We start from the raw sequence: 16,427 nt of genomic DNA, 5'->3' as shown, positions 1-16,427 counted from the left end.
TAGCGAGAGAGGGGGAAGACGCGCAGCGTCTCAGGGGGTGTTGATCTGAAACACCTGGCGCAGATAGGCCAGATAGGTCTCGTCGTTGCACAGCGTCTTGCCGGGCGAGTCGGAGATCTTGGCCACGGGCTGGCCGTTGGCATGGGTGAGCTTCATCACGATGTTGATGGTGTCGAGTCCCATGTCGTTGGTCAGGTGCGTGCCTATGCCAAAGCCCAGCTGTATGCGCTCGCCAAAGCGCTGGTACAGGGCCAGCGCCGCATCCAGGTCCAGGCCATCGGAGAACACCAGGCGCTTGCTCTGCGGATCTATGCGCAGCTTCTGGTAGTGGGCGATGGCTTTTTCGCCCCAGGCATGGGGGTCGCCAGAGTCGTGGCGCAGGCCGTCGAATAGCTTGGCGAAATACAGGTCGAAGTCGGCCAGAAACGCATCCATGCCGACGGTGTCGGTGAGCGCAATGCCCAGGTCGCCGCGGTATTCCTGCACCCAGTCCTCGAGCGCGGCCGTCTGGAAGTCGCGCAGGCGCACGCCCAGGGCCTGGTAGCTTTGCAGGTATTCATGGGCCATGGTGCCTATCGGCACAAGGTTCAGATCACGTGCCAGCAGCACGTTGGACGTGCCCTTGAACCACTGCGCGGTCTGTTGCGCAAAGGCCTGCACGACTTCGCGCTGCCAGGCGCCCGAGTAGCGTCTGCGCACGCCGAAGTCGAACAGCTCGAACGGGTTGCGCAGTCTGGCTTCTTCGGCCAGCTGCCTGAGCCGGTCCAGCTTGTGTGCCAGGCGCCTGCGGCCTTCGGCCAGCGCGGCCCGGGCATCGAAGCGGCGGAAATACAGCTCGTTGACGATGGCCAGCACATAGATCTCGAAGCCCATGACATGGACCTGGGGGCCGCGCGCCACGATGTGCAGCCTGTCGCCCTCGGCCCAGGCGCGGATGAAGCTGCGCTGGAACTGGAAGATGCGCAAAAAGTCGATGAAGTCGCTCTTGATGAAGCGCAGCCCAGCCAGATAGGCGAGCTCGTCGGCTGCAAAGCGCAGGCTGCACAGGGCGTCTAGCTCGCGCTCCACCTCGGGCAGCAGTTCGGCCAGCGCGAACGCCGTGGGTGTGCGGCAGACGAATTCGTACTCGGCCTCGGTCTGTGGATGGCGGTGCAGCATGGCCTGCCACATGGTGAACTTGTAGAGGTCGGTGTCCAGCAGGCTGGTGATGATCGGTGTCATGCCTTGGCTCTCTTCAAAATCAGGAGCGTATTGCGCTTGTCCAGCAAGCGCTTGAGGGGTATTGGGCTTAAATATTGAAGCTGGTGCTGGTTTCGCAGCGTACACCCAGCTCGCGCATGCGCTGCAGAAAACGGGCGTGGTCATCTTCGAAGCCGGCCACGGGGCTCATGCAGTCGGTGAGCAAGACCAGGCGGGCCTTGTCACCATCCCAGTGCTGCAGGATGTGCTCAGTGGTGGCGAGCACGCAGTGGCTGCTGGCCTCGCCCGCGATCACCAAGGTCTCGCTGGCGCGCAGTCGGGCGAGCAGCTCCTGGTTGATATCGGTGGAGGAATCTTCGGGGTCGGGAACTTCGGCGCAGATGGCGCTGTAGTGCTCGGTTCTGGGGTTCATGCCCTTGAACACATGGTGTACGGTGCGCAGGTCCTGCTCCTGCCAGCGGCGGCAGGCTGCGAGCACATCGGCATGCACGCAATGCCCCCAGCTGCCGACCTCGCAGTGCAGCGGCCAGACCATGAGCTGGTAGCGGCCCTGGGCCTGCAGCGCATCGAGGTAGGCAAGGCCGGGCTGCAGCTCGCGCGCATCGCGCGGAACATAGTGGCCTGCGCGAACCTGGGCGGCCGAGATCTGGGTGAAGGGTGGGACGGCGCTGCCGTCGGCCTGGCGCCAGAACGCCGGGTGGGCGATGTCGTAGGCCTGGTGAGAGTCGAGCGTGATGCTGATCGCGTCCAGTCTGGAGCCCTGACGCGCAATCCAGGCCGCGAGGCGCTGCATGTCCTCATGGGCCCCGGCCACCGGCAGGGCCGGGCCTTGGTCTGGCGCGGGCCAGAAGCTCTGGGGCAGGTCGCAGAAATCGTTCTGGGGATCGATGGCAAGCAGTTGGGTGCGGTTCATGGCTCTCTCCGTTGATGGCGTCAAGTCTAGGTTTGTTAGATTTATTTTGCAACTAAGTTATTGGATAAAAAATGAAAAAGCCATGGATGATGAAATTATTCATTTTGTTATTGTGATGGCATACTCTGTGCTGCAATCATTTGCTTAGTAAAAAAATGAACCAAACAGATGAAGTGCATGTAAGCATGCTGGTCAGTGTGGACGTGGTGCTGCTGACCCTGGTGGAGCGCGCGCTGCACATCGTGCTGCTGCGGCGCGCGCGTGCACCGTTTGCCGGAGTCTGGGCCTTGCCCGGCGGCTACATCCATCCGCGCGAGGATGCAGATGCCAAGGCCAGCGCGGCGCGCGTGCTGCGTGACAAGGCGGGTATCGAGAATGCGTACCTGGAGCAGCTGGCCACCTTCACCGGGCCGGCGCGTGATCCGCGCGGCTGGTCCGTGGCGATTGCCTATTGCGCGCTCATTCCCTTGCAGCAGTTGCCCGTGCAGCGCGAGGACCTTTGGGTGCTGCCTGTGCAGGCGCTGCCGCAGCTGCCTTTTGACCATGCCTCCATCGTCGAGGTGGCTTTGGAGCGCGTGCGCAGCAAAAGCCTGTATTCCTCGCTGCCCGTGCATTTTTGTGGAGAGAGCTTTACCTTGCCGCAGTTGCAGCAGGTCTATGAAAGCGTGCTTGCCGAACCTCTGAACAAGGTCAGCTTCCGGCGCAAGATGGAGGAGATGCAGTTGCTCGAGGCCGTGCCCGGCGCCATGCAAAGCGGCGGCGCCCACAGGCCGGCCCAGCTGTACCGGGTCAGGCCGGCCTTCAGGCAGGAGCTGGCGCTGAGCGTGCGCGGGCTCTAAGAACGTGTTTACGATCTCTACGCTGTCGCGTTGGAGCGCAATCGGGATGAGTTCAAAGCGATGGGGCGCAGCTTGCACCGGGGTACAAGCAAGCCACAGCGCGAAGAAATCGCCCGATTTCGCTCCAACCCTTCGGGCCAGTGTCTTTGCGGGCGGTCTACAGCGTTGCGAATCCTCGCAATAGCACGGCTATTGCTGCGGTGTCGCGCCTTGTATCCCATCCCGCACAGACACTGGCGCGGCACCGAGGAGATCGTAAACACGTTCTAAGCGCGCAACACGTTCCGGGCAGGGTGTGGACCATGAAAAATGCCTGCGCGATGCAGGCATTTTTCATGCAGGCAGCCTCGTCAACTCACGACGCCCACACCCAGCAAGGCGAGGACGACGAAGATCACGGTCACGACGATAAAGACGAAGAACAGTATCTTGGCGATACCTGCGGCGCCGGCCGAAACTCCACCAAAACCCAACCAGCCCGCAATCAGGGAGATGACGGCAAAAATGATGGCCCACTTAAGCATGGCTTGCTCCTGTTTGTTGTCAGTGCATACAGCTTAGAAGGAGCCGCAGTCGGCAGCAGGTGAGGGATTGGACGCAGTCCTTGTAGGAGAGATCCAGCCGTGGATGAGAAAAAAGCATGCACCTGGCATGCTTTTTTCAAGAGGCCGTGCAGTCAGCAGCAACGTATGGGGCGGCCCTTGCCGCCGCCATAGCGCGCATCGAGGCGGTTCTTGAAGAACTCCTCATAGCTCATATAGGGCTGGCCAGGGTGGGTCTGCTCCATATGGCGCACATAGGTGCCGTAGTCGGGCATGCCGACCATCATGCGCGCGGCCTGGCCCAGATAGCTGCCGGCCTGCTTGAGCTGATCGAACTTGAACATGGCTTTCTCCCTGGGCTATACGTTCTGGGGCATGGGCTTGAACGGGGTTTCCCGGTCGCTGCGCTGGCTGTTGCGGCTGGCTTCAAGCGAGACCTTGACCGCGTAGACGAGCACGCTCATCACGACCAGCAGGAAGATGCCGGTCAGCGTGGCGTTCACATAGGCGTTGAAGGCAATGGCCTGCATCTGCTCCAGGCTCTTGGCCGGCGCAATGATCTGACCCGAGGCGATGGCCTCGCTGTACTTTCTGCCCAGGCTGGTGAAGCCCACGGCGGGGTTGGGGTCGAGCAGCTTGATCAGGCTGGCGGCCGTGGTGCAGACCACGAGCCAGGCAGCAGGCAGGGCCGTGACCCAGGCATAGCGGCCGCGCTTCATCTTGATCAGCACCACGGTGCCCAGCATGAGCGCAATCGCGGCCAGCATCTGGTTGGAGATGCCGAACAGCGGCCACAAGGTATTCACGCCGCCCAGCGGGTCGACCACGCCCTGGTAGAGCAGCCAGCCCCACATGGCCACGCAGCCTGCGGTACCCACGAGGTTGGCGCCCCAGGAGTCGGTTCTCTTGAGCGCGGGCACGAAGTTGCCCAGCAGATCCTGCAGCATGAAGCGGCCCGCGCGCGTGCCCGCATCCACGGCAGTGAGAATGAACAAGGCCTCGAACAGAATCGCGAAGTGGTACCAGAAGGCCATGGTGTTCTCGCCGGGCAGCACCTGGTGCAGGATGAAGGCAATGCCCACGGCCAGTGTGGGCGCGCCACCGGCGCGCGCGAGGATGGTGTGCTCGCCCACATCCTTCGCAACCTGCTCGAGCTGCTCGGGCGTGATGTGAAAGCCCCAGCTGCTCACGGCGGCCGCCACGCTCTGGGCATCGCTGCCGACCAGGGCTGCGGGGCTGTTCATTGCAAAGTAGACGCCGGGCTCGATCACGCTTGCGGCCACCAGGGCCATGATGGCCACAAAGGATTCCATGAGCATGCCGCCGTAGCCGATGTAGCGTGCGTTGACCTCGTTGTCCAGCAGCTTGGGCGTGGTGCCCGAGGAGATCAGCGCGTGAAAGCCCGAGACCGCGCCACAGGCGATGGTGATGAACAGGAAGGGGAACATGCTGCCCTTCCACACCGGGCCCGTGCCGTCCACGAACTGGGTCAGCGCCGGCATCTTGAACTGGGGCGCGACGAACAAAATTCCCAGCGCCAGGCCGATGATGGTGCCGATCTTGAGGAAGGTGGACAGATAGTCACGCGGGGCCAGCAGCAGCCACACGGGCAGCACCGAGGCCACGGCGCCATAGCCGATCAGCATCCAGGTGATCTGCGTGCCCGTGAAGGTGAAGGCCGGGCCCCAGACCGGATCGGCCGCGACCTTGCCGCCAGCCCAGATCGAGAGCATGAGCAGCACCAGGCCGACGACGGAGATCTCGCCGATGCGCCCCGGACGTATGTAGCGCATGTAGACGCCCATGAACAGGGCGATCGGAATCGTGGCCATCACCGTGAACATGCCCCAGGGGCTCTCGGCCAGGGCCTTGACCACGATCAGGGCCAGCACTGCGAGGATGATGGTCATGATCATGTAGGCGCCGAAGAGGGCGATGGTGCCCGGCACCTGGCCCATTTCCTCGCGCACCAGCTCGCCCAGGGAGCGGCCGTTGCGGCGCGTGGAGATGAACAGAATCATGAAATCCTGCACGGCCCCGGCCAGCACCACGCCCGCAATCAGCCATAGCGTGCCGGGCAGATAGCCCATCTGCGCGGCCAGCACCGGGCCGACCAGCGGACCGGCGCCCGCGATCGCCGCAAAGTGGTGGCCGAACAGAATGTGCTTGTTGGTGGGCACATAGTCCAGCCCGTCGTTGTTGAGCACGGCCGGTGTGGCGCGGCGTGGATCCAGCCCCATCACCTTGTCGGCGATGAACAGGCTGTAGTAGCGGTAGGCGACCAGATAAATGCTGACGGCGGCGGCCACCAGCCAGATGGCGTTGATGGCTTCCCCACGCCTGAGCGCGACCACGCCCAGGCAGCCGGCACCGACGAGAGCCAAGGCCATCCAGCCCGCATGGCCCAGCCAGCCTGATTTTTCTTGCTGCTGCATTCTCAAACCTCCTTGGTTTTGATGTGTTTGTTAGTACTCGCTGCAACAGCTCGAAAGCTTAAAGGGTTTTGCTCATCGGAGGCTTCTGATTTTCCTCAGGCGGGTTGTGGGCCGCCATCGGGCCGGCCCATGAAAAAAGCCATCTGTCCAGGGACAGATGGCTTGAGGTGTGAGTCTGGCTGAGCCGCTTTTTGGGCGGGGCTTACAAGCCTGCAGCCGCGCGCAGCGCAGCGGCCTTGTCGGTTTGCTCCCAGCTGAACTCGGGCTCTTCGCGGCCGAAGTGGCCGTAGGCGGCGGTCTTGGCGTAGATCGGGCGCAGCAGGTCCAGCATCTGGATGATGCCCTTGGGGCGCAGGTCAAAGTGCGCAGCCACCAGCTTGGCGATCTCGGCATCGGGGATCACGCCCGTGCCTTCGGTGTAGACGGTGATGTTCATCGGACGGGCCACGCCAATGGCGTAGGCCACCTGCACCTGGCACTGGCGTGCCAGGCCGGCGGCGACCACGTTCTTGGCCACGTAACGCGCAGCGTAGGCGGCCGAGCGGTCCACCTTGGTTGGGTCCTTGCCGGAGAAGGCACCGCCGCCGTGGGGGCAGGCGCCGCCGTAGGTGTCGACGATGATCTTGCGGCCGGTGAGGCCGCAGTCGCCCTGGGGGCCGCCCACGACGAAACGGCCCGTGGGGTTGATCAGGTATTTGGTGTCCTGCAGCCACTCTTTGGGCAGCACGGGCTTGATGATTTCCTCGATGATGGCTTCGGTGAACGAGGCCTTCATCCTGGTGGCGGTTTCCGACTGGTCGGGGCTGTGCTGGGTGGACAGCACCACGGTGTCGATGCTGTGGGGCTTGCCGTCCACATAGCGCATGGTCACCTGGCTCTTGGCGTCGGGGCGCAGGAAAGGCAGGCGGCCGTCCTTGCGCAACTGGGCTTGGCGTTCCACGAGGCGGTGGGCGTAGTAAATCGGCGCGGGCATGAGCTCGGGCGTCTCATCGCAGGCGTAGCCGAACATCAGGCCCTGGTCGCCGGCGCCGGTGTTGAGCTCGTCGTCGCTGGCCTTGTCCACGCCCTGGGCGATGTCCTGGCTTTGCTTGTCATAGGCCACGAGCACCGAGCAGCCTTTGTAGTCGATGCCGTAGTCGGTGTTGTCGTAGCCTATGCGCTTGATGGTGTCGCGGGCCACCTGGATGTAGTCCACGTTGGCGCCGGTGGTGATCTCGCCGGCCAGGACCACAAGCCCAGTATTGGTCAGGGTTTCTGCAGCCACGCGGCTGTGGGGGTCTTGGGCGAGAATGGCGTCCAGGATCGCGTCGGAGATCTGGTCCGCCACTTTGTCGGGATGACCTTCTGAAACAGATTCCGAGGTGAAAAGAAAATCGTTCGCCATATGAATAAACTCCTTGCTTTGGCTTTTTGATGGGCGCTGCCCAAGCTCAGGAGCTCTGGCGAACGCTTTAGCAGAATTGTTTAAGGTCGCTCTGCAAGTTGCTCAGTTAACTCAGCGACCCTCCTAGTTTAATGCTTTCCCTGTATCGACTTCTTGCAGCAATGCCTTTAGGGCTGCTGCACCTTTTGGGCGTGCTGCTGGGTTGGCTCGCTTTTGCGGGCTCGGCGACCTACAGGCGCCGCTTTCTGGCGAATGCGCGCCAGGCCGGCTATGGCTTTGGTGCAGTGCGCTCGGCCGTATCCCATGCCGGGCGCATGGTTGCAGAGCTGCCCAGGCTGTGGCTGGGCAAGCTGCCCAACTGCCGCATGGTCAATGAGGCCTGCGTGACCAAGGCATTTGCCGCAGGCAAGGGTGTGGTCTTTCTGACGCCGCATCTGGGCTGCTTCGAGCTGTCGGTGCAGGTTGCGGCGCGGCGCTGGAGGGAAAAGCATGGCGAGATCACCGTGCTTTACCGGCCTGCGCGCCAGCCCTGGCTGGCCAGGATCATGGAGACTGCGCGCAACCGCCCCGGGGTCCAGGCCGTGCCGACCACGCTGGCCGGCGTGCGCCAGATGATCAAGGCGCTGCGCCGTGGGGCGGCCGTGGGCCTGCTGCCCGACCAGGTTCCTCCGCAGGGCCAGGGGGTGTGGTCGCCGTTCTTCGGCCGCGAGGCCTATACCATGACGCTGGCCGCCCGGCTGGCCTTGCAGACCGGTGCCGCCATCATTCTGGCGCGTTGCGAGCGCCTGTCCTGGGGCCGGGGCTATGTGCTGTATTTCGAGGAGTTGCCCGTGCCTTTGCTGGATCAGCTGGAGCCTGCCGTGCAGCAGATCAATGAGGCCATGGAGGCCACGATTCGCCAGTGTCCGCAGCAGTATCTCTGGGGTTATGCGCGCTACAAGCAGCCGCGCCGCGAAGCCCCGGTGCAGGAGGTGGCGCCATGAGTGCGCGCATAGGCGTATGGCTGATGCAGTCCCTGGCCTGGGTGCCTCTGCCCTGGCTGCGCGGTCTGGGCGCGGTGCTGGGTCGGCTGCTGTTCGTGCTGGTTGCGCCCAGGCGCCGGGTGGTGCTGCGCAATCTGCAGCTGTGTTTTCCCGAGCTGTCCGATGCCGAGCGCCAGGCCATGGCGCGGCAGAGCTTCATCGTCTTTTGTCAGGCCTTTCTGGACCGCAGCTGGCTGTGGTCGGCGCCGCGCGAGGTGGTGGAGCGGCGCGTGAAGCTGCAGGGCGCGGTGCACGAGCTCGATGGCGAGACGCCGACCATTCTGTTTGCGCCGCACTTCTACGGCATGGATGCAGGCGGCCTGGCCCTGCCGCTGCACACCACGCGGCCCTTCACCTCGATTTTTTCCACCAACCCGAATCCCGTGCTCGACGACTGGTTCATGGGCGGGCGCCAGCGCTTTGGCGATGTGCGCATGCTCAACCGCGCCGATGGCGTCAAGCCCATCATCTCCAGCCTGCGCAAGGGCGGGCTGCTGTATCTGCTGCCCGACATGGACTTTGGCAGGAACGACTCGGTGTTCGTGCCCTTCTTCGGCGTGAATGCGGCCACGATTCCCTCGCTGTCGCGCTTTGCACGCCTGGGCCGGGCCAAGGTGCTGGGCATGTATACGCGCATGACGCCCGAGGGCTATGTGGCCGAGATCACCTCCGCCTGGCAGGACTTTCCCACCGAGGACGCCGAGGCCGATACGGCGCGCATGAACCGTGAGCTGGAGCAGGCCATACGCGGCATGCCGGCCCAGTATTACTGGGTGCACAAGCGCTTCAAGACCCGGCCCGAGGCAGAGGCCTCGCTGTACTGAAGCCGCTCTGCACCCACTTTATTGATAGCGGGTAGCGCTCATTCCTATTGGGCTTCAGCATTGATGAGAGCTGAAGTGCTTATATAGCAAGCGCTAGCAGCTCTTCTTTCAATAGCTTTGCTGGAGGAAATCGTGCAAGGCCGCCGAGACGGCTTCGGGTTGCTCCTGCAGTACCCAGTGGGATACGCCGTCGAGATGCTGGACCTGCAGCTGCGCAATCCACTGCTCAAGCCCCTGGAGCAGGGCTGGCGACAGCGCGGGGTCGTTCATGCCCCAGAGGATCTTCGTGGGGGTCTTGATCTCCAGCAGGCGCGCGGGCAGCTCCAGCGTCTGGATCGCGGGGCTGGCCTCCCCGGGGCGTGGCGGAACCAGGGGCGTGGCGCCGTAGTAGTGGCAGGCACCATGCAGGCCCAGGCTCCAGTGATCGCGGTAGCGCTGTGCGAGCTCGGGCGTGAGCCAGTCCGGCAGCTCGCCCCGGGGATTGGCGAAAAAGCCCAGCATGCGCTGGTAGCCGTTCTCGGCCAGCAGGGCTGGCGCATCGGGTCGGCGCAGAAAGTGCATGTACTGGCTGGCGGCCTGTTGCGCGGGGTTGTGCTGCAGCTCGCGCAAGAAACTGCCCGGATGGGGCGCGTTGAGAATCAGCAGCCGCTGCAGCAGCTCGGGGTGCTGGTTGGCCAGGCCCCAGGCCAGGGCGCCGCCCCAGTCGTGGGCGATCACGCAGGCGGCAGGCGCATCCGGGCTCTCGGCGCGTATCAGCGCCGCGAGATCGTCTACCAGCAGATGGGCGCGGTAGCTGCCCAGGTCGGTCGGCTGGCTGGAGTGGCCGTAGCCGCGCAGATCCGGGGCCAGGCAGCGATAGTGCGGGCCGAACTGTTCGAGCAGCTCCTCCCAGATGAAGCTGGCCTGGGGAAAGCCGTGCAGGAACACAAGCAGGGGCTGGCCGCTCTGGCCGCTGGCGCGGCAGTGCAGGCGTATGCCCTGGGGCAGATCGTGGTAGATGGGGCTTGGCATGGCGCTCTCCTGTGGAGGCGCCCGGCCAGCGCCCTCGATCCTCAATCTTCGGGACCTTGCCCGCTTTCAGGCGTCGCAGAGGTGACCGGCGCGGGGTCGGCAGCCGCAGCCGGCTCGGGGTGGCTCCAGTGCCACAGCAGCTGGGCCACATCGCCCACGCCCTGTTTCTTGAGGGCCGAGAACATGCGCACCTCACCGCCGCCTGCGTTCAGGCGCATGATGGACAAGGCCTTGGCCTGTTCGGCGCGCGTGAGCTTGTCGGCCTTGGTCAGCAGCACGAGGAACTTCAGGCCCTGCTCCACGCGCGGGCGGATGGCGTTGAGCAAGGCCTCGTCGAGCTCGGTCAGGCCCAGGCGCGGATCGCACAGCAGCACGACGGCGCTCAGGCTCTCGCGCTGCATCAGGTAGTTGAGCATGACCCGCTGCCAGCGCTCCTTGTCCGAGCGCGACACTGCGGCATAGCCATAGCCGGGAAGGTCGGCCAGCACGGCATCGGTCACCCCCTGCTTGCCGAGGGAGAACAGGTTGATGTGCTGGGTGCGCCCCGGTTTCTTGGAGGCAAAGGCCAGCTGCTTTTGCTGGGTCAGGGTGTTGATGCAGGTGGATTTGCCCGCGTTGGAGCGGCCCACGAAGGCGATTTCCGGCACATCCACCCTGGGCAACTGGTGCAGTTGGGCGGCCGTGGTCAGAAAGCGCGCCGTGTGCATCCAACCCATGGCGAGTTTGTCGTCGATCAAGGAAAGTGTCTGGCCGGCAGGTGTTGCCTGGGTTGCAGGGTTCATGGCGATATCAATCTTTAGGGGCCTCATTGTAGAATCCGCCGCATTTGCGCTTTCAACAACAGAACTACTCCCCCTCGATATGAAGTTGCTTGCCTCTTTGCTGACTGCTGCCGTTTTGACGGCCGCCGCCTTCCCCGCGTTCTCGGCCGACCCCGCCGCGCCGAACACGACCAAGGTCGATCTGGCAAAGGGTCAAGCCAGCTATACGGCCGTGTGCGTGGCCTGCCACGCAGCCGATGGCAATTCCACGATACCGCTGCAGCCCAAGCTCGCAGGTCAGCACCCCGAGTACCTGATCAAGCAGTTGCAGGAGTTCAAGGACGGCACGCGCAAGGACCCCGTGATGGCGGGCTTCGCCACGGCGCTGTCCAGCGAGGACATGAAGAACATCTCGGTCTGGCTGCAGCAGCAAAAGCCCAAGGACGGCTTTGCCAAGGAAAGAGACCTGGTGCTGCTGGGCGAGCGCATCTTCCGTGGCGGCATCCAGGATCGCAACATCGCGGCCTGCGCCGGCTGCCACAGCCCCAACGGGGCCGGCATCCCGGCCCAGTACCCGCGCCTGGCGGGCCAGCATGCCGACTACACGGCGGCCCAGCTTGTGGCTTTCCGCGACGGCAAGCGCGGCAACAGCCTGCAAATGACCCAGGTTGCGGCCAAGCTTAATGATCGCGAAATCAAGGCCGTGGCAGACTACATCGCCGGCTTGCGCTGAGCCGGCTCCGTCCCTTGTGCCTTTCGAACGACAAGGGGAACGGATTGACAGTTTGATGATCACAGTCAGGCGGGGCCAATGCATGTGCGCATGGTCCCGTTTTTTCATTCGGTTTTTTCGCTTCCATGGCTGAATACTCCTCTGGCGACGCTCGCGCCTCTTCCCGCTCCCAGGCCTGGCGCGCCACGCTGGAGTTGCTGGCTTCCATGCGCTTTGCGATTGCGCTGCTGACGGTGATCTGCATTGCCTCGGTCATCGGAACGGTGCTCAAGCAGCATGAGCCCGTGGGCAACTACGTGAACCAGTTCGGGCCGTTCTGGGCCCAGCTGTTTCTGGCGCTCAAGCTCAATGCGGTCTACAGCGCCTGGTGGTTCTTGCTGATTCTGGCGTTCCTGGTCATCAGCACCTCGCTGTGCGTGGCCCGGCATGCGCCCAAGTATCTGGCCGATCTGCGCAATTTCAAGGAGAACATCCGCTCCCAGAGCCTCAAGGCCTTCGGCCACCGCGCGGAGAACCAGGTTGCAGGCTCGACCGAGGAGGCCGCGCGGCGCCTGGGGCAGCAGCTGGCTTCGGGCGGCTGGAAGGTCAGGCTGCAGCAGCGCGACACGCCCGCAGGTGCGGGCACGGGCTGGATGCTGGCGGCCAAGACCGGCGCGGCCCACAAGATAGGCTATATCGCCGCGCACTGCGCCATCGTCCTGATCTGCCTGGGTGGCCTGTTCGACGGCGATCTGATCGTGCGTGCCCAGATGTGGATGGGCGGCAAGACGCCGTTCAAGGGCGGCGGCCTGATCTCCGAGGTCGCGCCCGAGCACCGGCTGTCCGAGCGCAATCCCACCTTCCGCGGCAACCTGCTGGTCACCGAAGGCGGCACGGCCAGCACGGCGATTCTGGCCCAGTCCGATGGCGTGCTGCTGCAGGAGCTGCCTTTTGCCGTGGAGCTCAAGAAGTTCATCGTCGAGTACTACTCTACGGGCATGCCCAAGCTGTTCGCCAGCGATGTGATCATTCACGACAAGGCCACGGGCGAGCAGGTGGAAAGGCGCATCGAGGTCAACCACCCGGCCAGCTGGCGCGGCGTGGAGATTTACCAGTCCAGCTTTGACGATGGCGGCTCCTCGGTGAAGCTGCAGGCCCTGCCGCTGGAGGCCGGCGCCAAGCCTTTCGAGGTGGAGGGCGTGATCGGCAGCTCCAACGAGTTCAACCGCACCCGTGGCGACGGCAGCCAGGAAAGCGTGACCCTGGAGTACACCGAGCTGCGCACCATCAACGTGGAGAACTTCGGCGCAGGCCCGGCCGGTGCCGGCGGGGCCACCGATGTGCGCAAGGTCGATCTCAGGCAGGCGCTGGATGCGCGCCTGGGTGCAGGCCACAAGACGAGCTCGCAAAAAGAGCTGCGCAACATCGGCCCCAGCATCGGCTACAAGCTGCGCGATGCCTCGGGCCAGGCGCGCGAGTTCCAGAACTACATGCTGCCCGTGGACATGGGCGACGGCCAGCGTGTCTTTCTGCTGGGCGTGCGCGACAACCCGGTCGAGCCCTTGCGCTATCTGCGCATTCCTGCCGATCCCGAGGGGTCGATGGACACCTTTGTGAAGCTGCGCCTGGGCCTGCAGGACGCGAGGCTGCGCGAGCAGGCGGCCAAGGCCTATGCGCTCAAGGCCGTGGATCCGGCGCGCAGCGACCTGTCGGCAGCGCTCACGCAGTCGGCGCTCAAGGCCGTGGATCTGTTCGCCGGCGAGTCGGGCAAGCCCGGGCCCGAGGGCAGGCCGCTGGGCGGGCTGCAGGCGATCTCCGACTTCATGGAAAGCAATGTGCCCGAGGCCGAACGCGAGCGTGCGGGCGAGGTGCTGGTGCGCATTCTCAACGGCGTGCTGTTCGAGCTGGCCCAGGCCGTGCGCGCCCAGGCCGGACAGCCGGCCTTGGAGCCCAGCGAGACGACCCAGAGCTTCATGACCCAGACCGTGTTCTCGCTCAGCGATGCGCAGTTCTATCCCGTGCCCATGGTGTTCATGCTCAAGGACTTCACCCAGGTCCAGGCCAGCGTGTTCCAGGTCGCGCGCGCGCCGGGCAAAAACGTGGTCTACCTCGGCTGTTTGCTGCTTATCATCGGTGTCTTCGCCATGCTGTACGTGCGCGACCGGCGCATCTGGATCTGGCTGACGCCTCGCGAGGGCGGCTCCCATGCCGAGATGGCCTTGTCCACCAACCGCAAGACGCTGGATGGCGATCGTGAGTTCGAGTCTCTTGCAGACAAGCTCATCGGGGCCAAGCCCATACAGAGAAAAAAAATCGGAGATAGAGCATGAACACAGCCGCCACGACGTTGACGCTCAACGAAGGATTTTTCGCTCGCCGCAACTGGTTCGACTGGGTGTTTGCCGCCCTGGTGACCATGGGGCTGCTGTATGCGCTGAGCCGCTATGGCGAGTACATGGATGTGTACGAGAAAGGCATCCTGCTGGGCACCATTCCCTCGGCCATCTGGCTGGGCTGGTTCTGGCGGCCGCTGCGTGTGCTGATGCTCGGCGTGGCCGCCCTGGCCCTGCTGGCCATAGGCCTGTACCAGGGGAGCGAGGGCGCGCAGCTTGCGCGGGCGGAGACGGTGTTCGGCCTCAAGTACTTTCTGTCCAGCCAGTCCGCGATTCTCTGGATGAGCATGGTGTTCTTCATGAGCACGGTGTTCTACTGGGTGGGCATGTTCTCGCGCGGCGAGGGCCGCACCATGTCGCTGCTGGGCTCGCGCCTGGCCTGGCTGGCCGTGGTCCTGGCCCTGGTCGGCAGCCTGGTGCGCTGGTACGAGAGCTATCTGATCGGCGCCGATGTGGGCCACATCCCGGTCAGCAATCTCTACGAGGTCTTCATCATGTTCTGCTGGATGACGGCCCTGTTCTACCTTTACTACGAGCAGCACTACGACACGCGCGCGCTCGGCGGCTTCGTGATGCTGGTGGTCAGTGCGGCCGTGGGCTTTTTGCTGTGGTACACGCTGGTGCGCGAGGCCCACGAGATCCAGCCCCTGGTGCCCGCGCTCAAGAGCTGGTGGATGAAGCTGCACGTGCCCGCCAACTTCATCGGCTACGGCACCTTCGCGCTGGCGGCCATGGTGGCCTTTGCCTATCTGATCAAGCAGCAGGCCGGCGAGACACGCTGGTACAAACTCGCGCCGCTGTGGCTGCTGGGCGTGGTGCTGTGCTTCGAGCCCGTGGTCTTTCGCCAGGGTGCGACGGAAAACGGCGGCAGCTACTGGATGGTCTACTTTGGCGTCTCGGCCCTGATCGTGGCCGGCATCCTGCTCTCGCGCAAGCGCATTGCCGAGCGTCTGCCGGATTTCGAGCTGCTGGACGATGTGATGTACAAGGCGATTGCCGTGGGCTTTGCGTTCTTCACCATCGCCACCGTGCTAGGTGCGCTGTGGGCGGCCGAGGCCTGGGGCGGCTACTGGAGCTGGGACCCCAAGGAAACCTGGGCCCTGATCGTCTGGCTCAACTACGCAGCCTGGCTGCACATGCGCCTGGTCAAGGGCCTGCGCGGCACGGTCTCGGCCTGGTGGGCGCTGGGCGGGCTGGTCATCACCACCTTTGCCTTTCTGGGCGTGAACATGTTCCTCTCGGGCCTGCACAGCTACGGCGAGCTTTGAGGACCGGGGTCGCGCCCTTTGGCTAAAGAATGGGCGCTGAGTTCGTACTCACATAAAAGAAGCTGCTAGCGCCTGCCAGTACTCGGTTTCAGATATGAATCATGCTGAAATCAAGTGCTGGAAGGCGCTAGCAGCTTCTTTATAGATAGCGACCCCGAAGAGCCGCGAGGCGGCTCAAAGACGTATCTGGCGCGAGACCGGATCGATGCTGGCCGTGGGCAGCTGGTAATTGCTTTGCTCGAACAGGTCGATGCCGCAGGGCAGCTCCTCCAGCCAGGAGAGCAGGTCGGCAATTGCCTTGGCTCCCATGATGGGCGCGCCATGCTGGGGCACGATCATGTCGATGCGCAGCTGGCGGGCCATCTGCACCCACATGCGCAAGATTTTGTTGGAGACCATGTAGCGCTGGTGAAAGCCCTTCATGAGCGCAATGTGCGGGCCCAGATCGGTGACCGGCTTTTCGGCCTCGGCACCGGTCATCAGGGACACGCCCAGATCGCCCGTGAACAGGATGCGGCTGATGGGGTCGTAGAAATGGAAGTTGCCTTCGGCGTGCAGAAAGTGGGCCGGCAGTATGTGCAGCTCGCTGCGGCCCAGCGGCAGGCGGGCGCCCGCGTCGGGCACGCCGATGACGCGGTTCTCGGTCTTGCCGACCTTGGTGAAGTGGGGCGCAAAGCGTTCCCAGATGCGCGAGATCACGAGCTGGGCGCGTGTCGAGGTCATCCAGCGGTCCAGCGAGGCGATGATGTCCGGGTCCGCATGGGAGGCGATCAGGTAGGAGAGCTTGTTCGGCGGGAAATAGCGCGACATGCCCATGAACAGCTCGTTGAACGCGATGTTTCCACCGGGATCGATGATCGCGCCCGTGCCGTTGTCCACAATCAAAAACTGGTTGGCCTGGATGGCCTGTCCATCCTCCTCGATGAGGTTGGTGAACATCAGGCAGACATGGTTGTCGTCTCGGTATAGCTCTATGGACATGGAAATAGGAGGCACAGCTGGCGAAGTGGCGCCACTCTAGCGCCTTCTCGAACTCGAAACTTGAGCCTGGTCAAGGTGGCGGCTGGATGGGATCAGAAATGCGCTTTTGGGCGCTTGACCTGTAAGAACGTGTTTACGATCT

The 16,427-nt window shown here is 63.8% G+C and carries 16 protein-coding genes; 7 read left to right on the top strand and 9 right to left on the bottom strand.

Annotated features, from left to right (window positions below; all coding sequences use genetic code 11):
- Positions 1 to 30 precede the first annotated feature (30 nt).
- On the bottom strand, positions 31 to 1,221 hold the full coding sequence (pncB, locus tag G486_RS0102380; RefSeq protein WP_027014091.1) for a nicotinate phosphoribosyltransferase: 1,191 nt from the start codon (positions 1,219 to 1,221) through the stop codon (positions 31 to 33).
- A gap of 67 nt (positions 1,222 to 1,288) precedes the next feature.
- Positions 1,289 to 2,113, bottom strand: coding sequence for a cysteine hydrolase family protein (locus G486_RS0102375; protein ID WP_027014090.1), 825 nt, complete (start codon positions 2,111 to 2,113; stop codon positions 1,289 to 1,291).
- Between G486_RS0102375 and G486_RS24235 the strand changes: the two genes are divergently transcribed.
- Together G486_RS24235 and G486_RS0102370 are read left to right on the top strand one after the other, a co-directional pair.
- Positions 2,112 to 2,261 carry a hypothetical protein gene (locus tag G486_RS24235; RefSeq protein WP_169728571.1) on the top strand — a complete coding sequence of 50 codons (150 nt, stop codon included), beginning with the start codon at positions 2,112 to 2,114 and terminating at the stop codon, positions 2,259 to 2,261. The two genes, G486_RS0102375 and G486_RS24235, sit on opposite strands and share 2 nt — an antisense overlap.
- 7 nt (positions 2,262 to 2,268) lie before the next feature.
- Positions 2,269 to 2,952 (top strand): NUDIX hydrolase, encoded by a 684-nt coding sequence (locus tag G486_RS0102370; RefSeq protein ID WP_027014089.1) that lies wholly within the window; start codon positions 2,269 to 2,271, stop codon positions 2,950 to 2,952.
- A gap of 350 nt (positions 2,953 to 3,302) precedes the next feature.
- On the opposite strand, the gene G486_RS23330 is transcribed toward G486_RS0102370, so the two are convergent.
- From G486_RS23330 to metK, 4 genes are all read right to left on the bottom strand, one after another.
- On the bottom strand, positions 3,303 to 3,476 hold the full coding sequence (locus tag G486_RS23330; protein ID WP_027014088.1) for a DUF1328 domain-containing protein: 174 nt from the start codon (positions 3,474 to 3,476) through the stop codon (positions 3,303 to 3,305).
- Between the two features lie 152 nt (positions 3,477 to 3,628).
- Complete coding sequence (locus G486_RS0102360; protein ID WP_027014087.1) at positions 3,629 to 3,838, bottom strand: YbdD/YjiX family protein; 210 nt, start codon at positions 3,836 to 3,838, stop codon at positions 3,629 to 3,631.
- Positions 3,839 to 3,853: 15 nt separating this feature from the next.
- The gene (locus tag G486_RS0102355; RefSeq protein WP_034386410.1) at positions 3,854 to 5,929 is read right to left on the bottom strand and encodes a carbon starvation CstA family protein; all 2,076 of its coding nucleotides are present in this window, start codon (positions 5,927 to 5,929) and stop codon (positions 3,854 to 3,856) included.
- A 202-nt stretch (positions 5,930 to 6,131) separates the two neighbouring features.
- Positions 6,132 to 7,313, bottom strand: a complete 1,182-nt coding sequence (gene metK / locus G486_RS0102350; RefSeq protein WP_027014085.1) for a methionine adenosyltransferase — start codon at positions 7,311 to 7,313, stop codon at positions 6,132 to 6,134.
- A gap of 131 nt (positions 7,314 to 7,444) precedes the next feature.
- On the opposite strand from metK, the gene G486_RS0102345 reads away from it, so the two are divergent.
- Positions 7,445 to 8,296 carry a lysophospholipid acyltransferase family protein gene (locus tag G486_RS0102345; RefSeq protein ID WP_084454987.1) on the top strand — a complete coding sequence of 284 codons (852 nt, stop codon included), beginning with the start codon at positions 7,445 to 7,447 and terminating at the stop codon, positions 8,294 to 8,296.
- Positions 8,293 to 9,159 carry a lysophospholipid acyltransferase family protein gene (locus G486_RS0102340; protein ID WP_027014083.1) on the top strand — a complete coding sequence of 289 codons (867 nt, stop codon included), beginning with the start codon at positions 8,293 to 8,295 and terminating at the stop codon, positions 9,157 to 9,159. The genes G486_RS0102345 and G486_RS0102340 overlap by 4 nt, the downstream gene beginning before the upstream one ends.
- A gap of 108 nt (positions 9,160 to 9,267) precedes the next feature.
- On the opposite strand, the gene G486_RS0102335 is transcribed toward G486_RS0102340, so the two are convergent.
- Positions 9,268 to 10,170 (bottom strand): alpha/beta fold hydrolase, encoded by a 903-nt coding sequence (locus G486_RS0102335; protein WP_027014082.1) that lies wholly within the window; start codon positions 10,168 to 10,170, stop codon positions 9,268 to 9,270.
- Positions 10,171 to 10,211: 41 nt separating this feature from the next.
- The gene (gene yihA / locus G486_RS0102330; protein WP_027014081.1) at positions 10,212 to 10,952 is read right to left on the bottom strand and encodes a ribosome biogenesis GTP-binding protein YihA/YsxC; all 741 of its coding nucleotides are present in this window, start codon (positions 10,950 to 10,952) and stop codon (positions 10,212 to 10,214) included.
- Positions 10,953 to 11,031: 79 nt separating this feature from the next.
- Here yihA and G486_RS0102325 point away from each other — a divergent pair, with 79 nt between their 5' ends.
- The 3 genes from G486_RS0102325 (at position 11,032) to ccsB (ending at position 15,304) form a co-directional block, all read left to right on the top strand.
- A complete protein-coding gene (locus tag G486_RS0102325; protein ID WP_027014080.1) occupies positions 11,032 to 11,664 on the top strand; it encodes a c-type cytochrome in 633 nt (210 codons plus the stop codon).
- A 125-nt stretch (positions 11,665 to 11,789) separates the two neighbouring features.
- A complete protein-coding gene (locus tag G486_RS0102320; RefSeq protein ID WP_027014079.1) occupies positions 11,790 to 13,973 on the top strand; it encodes a cytochrome c biogenesis protein ResB in 2,184 nt (727 codons plus the stop codon).
- Positions 13,970 to 15,304 (top strand): c-type cytochrome biogenesis protein CcsB, encoded by a 1,335-nt coding sequence (gene ccsB, locus G486_RS0102315; RefSeq protein WP_027014078.1) that lies wholly within the window; start codon positions 13,970 to 13,972, stop codon positions 15,302 to 15,304. The genes G486_RS0102320 and ccsB overlap by 4 nt, the downstream gene beginning before the upstream one ends.
- Positions 15,305 to 15,478: 174 nt before the next feature.
- On the opposite strand, the gene G486_RS0102310 is transcribed toward ccsB, so the two are convergent.
- Positions 15,479 to 16,285 (bottom strand): oxygen-binding di-iron domain-containing protein, encoded by an 807-nt coding sequence (locus tag G486_RS0102310; protein WP_027014077.1) that lies wholly within the window; start codon positions 16,283 to 16,285, stop codon positions 15,479 to 15,481.
- Between the last annotated feature and the right edge of the window lie 142 nt (positions 16,286 to 16,427).

It is taken from the genome of Comamonas composti DSM 21721 (assembly GCF_000429845.1).
Taxonomy (GTDB): Bacteria; Pseudomonadota; Gammaproteobacteria; order Burkholderiales; family Burkholderiaceae_C; genus Comamonas; species Comamonas composti.
Note: the sequence above shows the minus strand (reverse complement) of the source record. Positions and strands in the feature narration are given on the sequence as shown.